This window comes from Arthrobacter sp. (assembly GCF_031988865.1).
Taxonomy (GTDB): Bacteria; Actinomycetota; Actinomycetes; order Actinomycetales; family Micrococcaceae; genus Arthrobacter_B.
In genome coordinates this window covers 1,722-8,616 of the sequence record NZ_DALZXY010000114.1, presented here as the reverse complement: position 1 = coordinate 8,616, position 6,895 = coordinate 1,722, and the positions used below count along the sequence as shown (strand labels likewise).

5 protein-coding genes are annotated in these 6,895 nt (G+C 66.9%); 1 reads left to right on the top strand and 4 read right to left on the bottom strand.

What is annotated here, in order from left to right; genetic code table 11:
• The first annotated feature begins 150 nt into the window (after positions 1-150).
• Positions 151-2,334: a S9 family peptidase gene (locus RTN46_RS15375; RefSeq protein WP_312182675.1), complete on the top strand. Its 2,184-nt coding sequence runs from the start codon at positions 151-153 to the stop codon at positions 2,332-2,334.
• On the opposite strand, the gene RTN46_RS15370 is transcribed toward RTN46_RS15375, so the two are convergent.
• Genes RTN46_RS15370 through RTN46_RS15355 form a run of 4 tightly spaced genes read right to left on the bottom strand, consistent with a single transcriptional unit; the run spans position 2,294 to position 6,862 of the window.
• Positions 2,294-3,352, bottom strand: a complete 1,059-nt coding sequence (locus tag RTN46_RS15370; protein ID WP_312182674.1) for a LacI family DNA-binding transcriptional regulator — start codon at positions 3,350-3,352, stop codon at positions 2,294-2,296. The two genes, RTN46_RS15375 and RTN46_RS15370, sit on opposite strands and share 41 nt — an antisense overlap.
• Entirely contained in the window at positions 3,352-4,947 is a 1,596-nt protein-coding gene (locus RTN46_RS15365; protein WP_312182673.1) for a GH1 family beta-glucosidase, read from the bottom strand. The genes RTN46_RS15370 and RTN46_RS15365 overlap by 1 nt, the downstream gene beginning before the upstream one ends.
• Positions 4,944-5,897 carry a carbohydrate ABC transporter permease gene (locus tag RTN46_RS15360; protein WP_312182671.1) on the bottom strand — a complete coding sequence of 318 codons (954 nt, stop codon included), beginning with the start codon at positions 5,895-5,897 and terminating at the stop codon, positions 4,944-4,946. The genes RTN46_RS15365 and RTN46_RS15360 overlap by 4 nt, the downstream gene beginning before the upstream one ends.
• Positions 5,894-6,862: a sugar ABC transporter permease gene (locus RTN46_RS15355; RefSeq protein WP_312182669.1), complete on the bottom strand. Its 969-nt coding sequence runs from the start codon at positions 6,860-6,862 to the stop codon at positions 5,894-5,896. The genes RTN46_RS15360 and RTN46_RS15355 overlap by 4 nt, the downstream gene beginning before the upstream one ends.
• Positions 6,863-6,895: the final 33 nt, after the last annotated feature.

Sequence of the window (6,895 nt, the reverse complement as noted above, 5' to 3'; positions counted from 1 at the left end):
CCCGCACTTCCCTGCCCGCCGCCCCGACCCTCCCGCCGCCCCGACCCTCCCGCGCTCCCCGCCCGACCGGCCCGCTGCCTGCGGCTATGCCCGCGGCATAACCGCAGGCTGCCACCTTCCACTGCGGGCCAGGCTGGATATATTCGAGGGATGACTACTACGCAGCCTCCCGTCGCCAAGAAGGTACCCACCGAGCGCACGCACCACGGCCATACGTTCGTTGACGATTACGAATGGCTGCGGGAAAAGGAAAACCCGGAGGTCGTCGCGCACCTCGAGGCGGAGAACGCGTACACCGAGGCCGTCACGAACGGCCAGGAGCCGCTCCGTCAGCGGATCTTCGATGAGATCAAGGCCCGCACGGTGGAAACCGATCTGTCAGTTCCGGCCCGTAAGCGCGGCTGGTGGTATTACACCCGCACCGAAGAGGGCCGGCAGTACGGCATCCACTGCCGTACTGCAGCTCAGGACACCGGGGACCTGCACGCTGATTGGACCCCGCCCGTCGTCGAACCCGGCGTTGCCGTGCCCGGAGAGCAGATCCTGATCGACGGCAACGCCGAAGCCGAGGGCAAACCCTTCTTCTCGCTCGGCGGCCTGGCGGTCACGGAGGACGGCAATCTGCTGGCCTACTCCGAAGACAATGCCGGGGATGAGCGGTTCACTATGCGCATCAAGGACCTGCGCTCCGGTGAGCTGCTGCCCGACGTCGTCAGCAACGTCTTCTACTCCCTGGCCTTCTCCCCCGATGGCACGCGGGTCTTCTATACCGTGGTGGATGAATCGTGGCGCCCTTACCAGGTCAAGGCCCACACCCTGGGCACCCCGGTGGAAGAGGACGCGGTCATCTATCAGGAGGACGACGTCGCCATGTGGACCGGCTTCGACCTCTCCGCAGACCGCAAACAGCTGCTGATCGGCATCAGCTGCTCCGAGTACAGCGAATACCGGGTGCTGGACTTCGACGATCCCACCGGCACCGTGCGCACCCTCATTCCGCGCAGCGAGCACATCCTCTACGAAGCCGAACCCTTCACCCGGGACGGCGAACGGCAGTACCTCATCACGCACAACCGGGATGCCCTGAACTCGATGGTTTCCCTGGTCTCCGGCGCCGAGTTCGCCAAGCCGCTGAGCGGCCAGGCCTGGCACACGGTCGTGGCGCACGACGACGCCGTCCGGGTTAACGGGGCATCGGTCACCTCCACGCACGTCCTCGTTTCGGTGCGCAAGGACACCACCGAGCGGGTACAGATTCTGCCCTTGGACGGCCTGGGCACCGCGGCGCAGGCCACCCCGACCGAACCCGCCTTCGACGAAGAGCTCTACACCGCGGGCCTGACCAACGCGGAATACGATTCGCCGATCATCCGCCTCAGCTACACCTCCTACCTGACGCCGCCGCGCGTCTACGACTATGTCCTGGCCAGCGGCGAACTGGAGCTGCGCAAGGAAACCCCGGTCCGCGGAGGCTACGACCCGGCCGATTACGTGGCCGAACGGGACTGGGCGACGGCGCCGGACGGCACCCGGGTGCCCCTCTCCATACTGCGCCGGGCCGAGGTCAAGCGCGACAGCTCCAATCCGGCACTCGTCTACGCGTACGGCAGCTACGAGATCTCCATGGACCCGGCCTTCAACATTTCCCGGCTGTCACTGCTGGACCGCGGCGTCATCTTCGTCGTCGCGCACATCCGCGGCGGCGGTGAAATGGGCCGCGCCTGGTACGACCAGGGCAAGAAGCTGCACAAAAAGAACAGCTTCACCGACTTCGTGGCCGCCACCGAGCACGTTGCCGCTTCCGGCTGGGTGGACCCGGCGCGGATCGCCGCCATGGGCGGCTCGGCCGGCGGCCTGCTGATGGGCGCCGTCGCGAACCTGGCTCCGGAGAAATACAAGGCGATCGTGGCGCAGGTGCCGTTTGTGGACGCGCTGACCTCCATCCTGGATCCGGAGCTGCCGCTGTCCGCCCTGGAGTGGGAGGAATGGGGCAACCCCATTACCGATCCGGAGGTGTACCGCTACATGAGCGAATACACCCCGTATGAGAACATCCGGCCCGTGGACTACCCGCGGATCGCGGCGGTCACCAGCTTCAATGACACCCGGGTTCTTTACGTGGAGCCAGCCAAGTGGGTCGCAAAGCTCCGCGAAGTTACCACCGGTTCCGAACCGATCGTCCTGAAGATCGAGATGGAAGGCGGCCACGGCGGAGCTTCCGGCCGCTACGAGGCATGGAAGGACCGGGCGTGGGACTATGCCTTCGTCCTGGACGCGCTGGGTGCGCAGGAGCTTATGCCGAGCGCCGAATCACCAGTTCCGGCGGATAAATAACCGGAGCCCGGTGGGAGCCGGGGTTCTCGATTTCCGCCAGCAGCATCCCGCCCGCCCGCTGCGCCATCTCGATCATGGGGTTGACGACGGTGGTCAGCGGCGGGGTGCTGGTGGCGGCAATACCGTGGTTGTCATATCCGACCAGCGAAACATCCTCGGGAACCTTCAGCCCGCGGGCACCCAGCACACTGAGCACCCCCAGCGCCATCAGGTCCGAGGCCGCGAAGATCCCGTCGATGCCCGGATCGGCGTCCAGCAGCCGCACGGCCGCCGCAGCGCCGCCGGCCGTGGTGAAGTTCCCGTGCTCGACGCCGGCAGGTTCCAGGCCGGCCGCGGCCAGTGCCTGCCGGAAGCCTTCGGTGCGGTCCCTCGCCGGTGACATGTCCGCCGGGCCGGCAACCGTGGCGATCCGCCGCCGACCTGCCTTGGCCAGATGCCCGGCAGCAAGCCGTCCGCCGGCCACGTTGTCAGTGTCCACGTAGAGCAGGTCCTCGGAGAGTTCCCAGGGCCGGCCGATAAAAACCGAGGGCATGCTGGAACCGGCCAGCGCGGTTTCGAGCTCGTCTGACTGGTGGTGGGAGACCACAATCGCTCCGTCCACGTGCCCGCCGCGGAGATAGCGCAGTGTTTGGCCGGCCTTCTCCCCCTGCCTGGCGATGAGCAGCACCAGCTGGACCTCGGTGTTCTTCAGCGACTCGGTGATGCCGTTCAGCGTCATGGCGAAGAACGGGTCCACCAGGACCCTTCCGTCCGGTTCCGGAATGACCAGCGCTATTGAGTCGGCGCGCTGCGTCGCCAGGGACCGGGCGGCCCGGTTGGGGCTGAATCCGAGGTCGCTGATCGCCTTGTCGATCGCCGCCTGGGTGGCCGGGCTGACCTTTGCTCCGCCGTTGATCGCCCGGGAAACCGTGGACCGGGAGACGCCGGAGAGCGCAGCCACATCCTCAAGGGTGGGGCTGGTGCGGCGGGGTTTTGGCGACGCTGCGTTTGGCGCACCGTCTGGCTTCGGCGTGGACACTATTTCGACGATACGACATCCCGGACCGCTGCGGATCCGCCCTCTCCGTCTTCCGGTACGCCGATCCCCGGGCCCGGGGCCCCGCGGGACGGTTTGGAGTCCGGGTCGCCGGGCGCTGGTTGACCGGGTGCCGGCCCTTCCCAGCGCAGTTCAGGCAGCAGGACGGCGGGAACCGCCGGCAGCGCGTTCCGCCGGGCTGCCTCGGCGAACCACAGGGCGCTGGCCTTGGGTGTGCGCTCCAGGGTCTGGTAGTCCACGTGCACAATGCCAAAACGCTTCTCATAGCCCCAGGCCCACTCGAAGTTATCCAGCAGCGACCACGCGAAGTAACCGCGGACGTCCACACCCTCCGCGGCGGCGTCCGCCACGGCCGAGAGGTGCCAGGCAATGAATTCCCGCCGCCTGCTGTCCTCGACGAGGCCGCCGGGGCCGGGTTCGTCGTCGAACGCCGCTCCGTTTTCGGTGATGTACAGCGGAACCCCGGCGGGGCCGGAGTACTCCTGGTGCAGGCGGGTCAGCAGCCGGTGCAGACCCTCGGGCTGGATCTCCCAGCCCTGCCCGGTGACGGGCAGGCCGCGGCTGACGGTGCGCACGCCGTCGGCTGCCGGATAGGGGCTGACAGTGGGCCGGGACGACGGCGCCGCACTGGTCACGCTCTCTTGACCCGGTGCTGCGGTCACGGCGTGCCCGTTGTAGTAGTTCACACCCAGGAAGTCGATGGGCGCGGAAATCAGGCCCAGGTCCCCGTCCCGGATGTGACGCTCCAGACCGTACGGAGCAATATCCGCAAGCACGTCCGCCGGGTATGCCCCACGGAAGACCGGATCCGTGAACATCCGGTTGAATTGCCCGTCGATCCGCCGCGCGGCGTCCACGTCCGCAGGGTCTTCCGGGTTGACCGGATCAGCGACGGTGAAATTCAGGGTCAGCCCAATGTCCAGGCCGGTATCCCGGCCGCGCAACGCCTCCAGCGCCAGACCGTGGCCCAGCAGGAGGTGGTGGTTGGCGGCCACGGCCAGGGCCCGGTTCTGCAGACCGGGTGCGTGCTCGCCGCTGGCATAGCCTACGTACGCCGAACACCAGGGCTCATTCAGGGTGGTCCAGTCCCGGACCCGGTCCCCCAGCGCGTCATGGACGGTCAGAGCGTAGTCGGCGAACCGGAAGGCTGTATCCCGGCTGGCCCAGCCGCCCCGGTCCTCCAGTGCCTGCGGCAGGTCCCAGTGGTAGAGCGTGATCCAAGGCCGGATTCCGGCTTCCAGCAGTTCATCGACCAGCCGGCTGTAGAAGTCGAGTCCGGCCGGGTTGGGCGCGCCGCCGTCGGGCCGGATCCGCGCCCACGAGGTGGAGAACCGGTAGGACTGCAGCCCGAGGGATTTCATCAGGGCTACGTCCTGGGGCATCCGATGGTAATGGCCGCAGGCCACGTCCCCTGTGTCGCCGCCCGCGACGGCGCCCGGGACGCGGCAGAAGGTGTCCCAGATGGAGTCGGTCCGTCCGTCTTCGCGGGTGGCACCCTCCACCTGGAAGGCCGCGGTGGCGGCGCCCCAGAGGAATCCCGGTGGCATTGCCCGCTGGCGGGTTCCGGAATCAGTCATCCCTTCACGGCTCCTTGCATAATGCCGGCAACCAGGTGCCGGCCGGCGATGGCGAAAACGATGAACAGCGGGATGGTGGAGAGCACGACGCCGGCCAGCACCACCGAGTAGTCCACGAACCGGGCGGACTGAAGCTGGGCCAGTGCCACGGGAAGGGTCGGGTTCTGCGGATTCAGGGCGATGAAGGGCCAGAAGAAGTTGGTCCAGGTCGCCACGAAGGTGAAGAGCGCCAGCATGGCTGCCGCCGGGCGGGCTGCGGGCAGCGCCACATGCCAGAAGGCCTGCCACATGTTTGCCCCGTCCATCCGCACGGCCTCAATCAGCTCATCCGGCAGCGCATCGCGCAGGTACTGGGTCATCCAGAACACGCCGAACGCCGTGACCAGTCCGGGGACGATCACCGCGCCCATCGTCCCCGCCCAGCCGAGCTTGGACATCACGATGAACAGTGGCACCACCCCGAGCTGGGTGGGCACGGCCATGGTTGCGACGACGAAGACCAGCAGGACCTTCGAGCCCCGGAACCGCAGTTTCGCGAAGGCAAAGCCGGCCAGCGATGAGAAGAGCACCACGGACGCGGCGGTCACGCTGGAGACCAGGATGCTGTTGCCCAGCGCTTTCCAGAACGGAATGCTGTCCAGCACCGCGGCGGCATTGATGAAGAAGTTACCGCCGGGAATCAGGGGCATGCCGGCGTTCAGTGCACGGGAATCATGGCTGGCGACCAGGAAGGTCCAGAACAGCGGGAAGACCGAGCCCAGCAGGACGGCGCCCAGCAGCCCGTAGGTCAGGAAACCCGGGCGGCGGTTGAAGCCGCCCGTGGCCCGGCGTTTGAGTCCGTTCCGCCGCGGCGGTTCCGGCGGCCGCGTGCGTTGGCGTGCACGGCGCCGGCGCGCCGCCTCGGCAGCGTGTTTTCCGGCGGACTGTTCAATCATGGGCACGGAAGTCATTTGCGTCCTCCCTGGGTCGCGATGCGCCGGGTGATGAGGAAGTTGAGCAGGGCAATAAGGACGATGATCACGAAGAGCAGCCAGGCCACTGCTGATGCCCGGCCGAAGTTGCGCTGGCCCCAGCCTTGTTCCCAGATGTACATGGTCACGGTCTGCCACTGCCGGTCCGCACCGCCCAGCCCATAAGGGTCGAACACCCGTGCTTCATCAAAGATCTGCAGCCCGCCGATGGTGGCAGTGATGACCACAAAGATGATGGTCGGCCGCAGCATGGGAACGGTGACGGAGACGAACTGGCGCCAGCGGCTGGCGCCGTCGATGATGGCCGCTTCGTAGAGCTCCCGCGGGATCGCCTGCATCGCGGCCAGAAGAATCAGCGCGTTGTAGCCGGTCCAGCGGAAGTTCACCATCGTGGCGATCGCCGCATGGCTGGCCAGGGAGTCCGAGTGCCACGGAACGGCGGGCAGGCCGATGCCCGAGAGGAAGGAGTTGATGGCTCCTGACTGGTCCGCGAACATGTTGTTGAAAATCAGGCCGACCGCCACGGGAGCGACGACGAAGGGCAGCAGCACGCCCATCCGCCAGAACGTTTTGGCCCTCAGGTTCGCATCCAGCAGGGCGGCGATGGCGATGGCAGCGATCAGCTGCGGGACGGCGGAGATCAAGAAGATGGAGAACGTGTTTCCCACGGCGTTCCAGAAATAGGGCTGGTTCAGGATGAACTCATAGTTCTCCAGGCCCGCGAATCCCTGGTTGCCGCCAATCAGGTTCCAGTTGTGCAGTGATACCCAGCCGGTGTAGACGAGCGGGAACAGTCCCACGACGGCGAACAGAATAAAGAACGGGGAGATGTAGAGGTAGGGAGAGACTTTGACGTCCCAGCGGGCCAGCTTGCTGCCGAAGCCGACACGGCGGACGCCGGCTGCGGCGGACTTCGGCTTTTCCGTCCTCACGGTGAGCGCCATGACGGGTTCCTAACGGTTAGCGGGGTGTGGTGG

What these genes read in the sequence shown, in the direction of transcription:
- RTN46_RS15355 (WP_312182669.1), bottom strand. Translation starts at nt 6,862, where the DNA reads ATGGCGCTCACCGTGAGGACGGAAAAGCCGAAGTCCGCCGCAGCCGGC.
- RTN46_RS15365 (WP_312182673.1), bottom strand. Translation starts at nt 4,947, where the DNA reads ATGACTGATTCCGGAACCCGCCAGCGGGCAATGCCACCGGGATTCCTC.
- RTN46_RS15375 (WP_312182675.1), top strand. Translation starts at nt 151, where the DNA reads ATGACTACTACGCAGCCTCCCGTCGCCAAGAAGGTACCCACCGAGCGC.
- RTN46_RS15360 (WP_312182671.1), bottom strand. Translation starts at nt 5,897, where the DNA reads ATGACTTCCGTGCCCATGATTGAACAGTCCGCCGGAAAACACGCTGCC.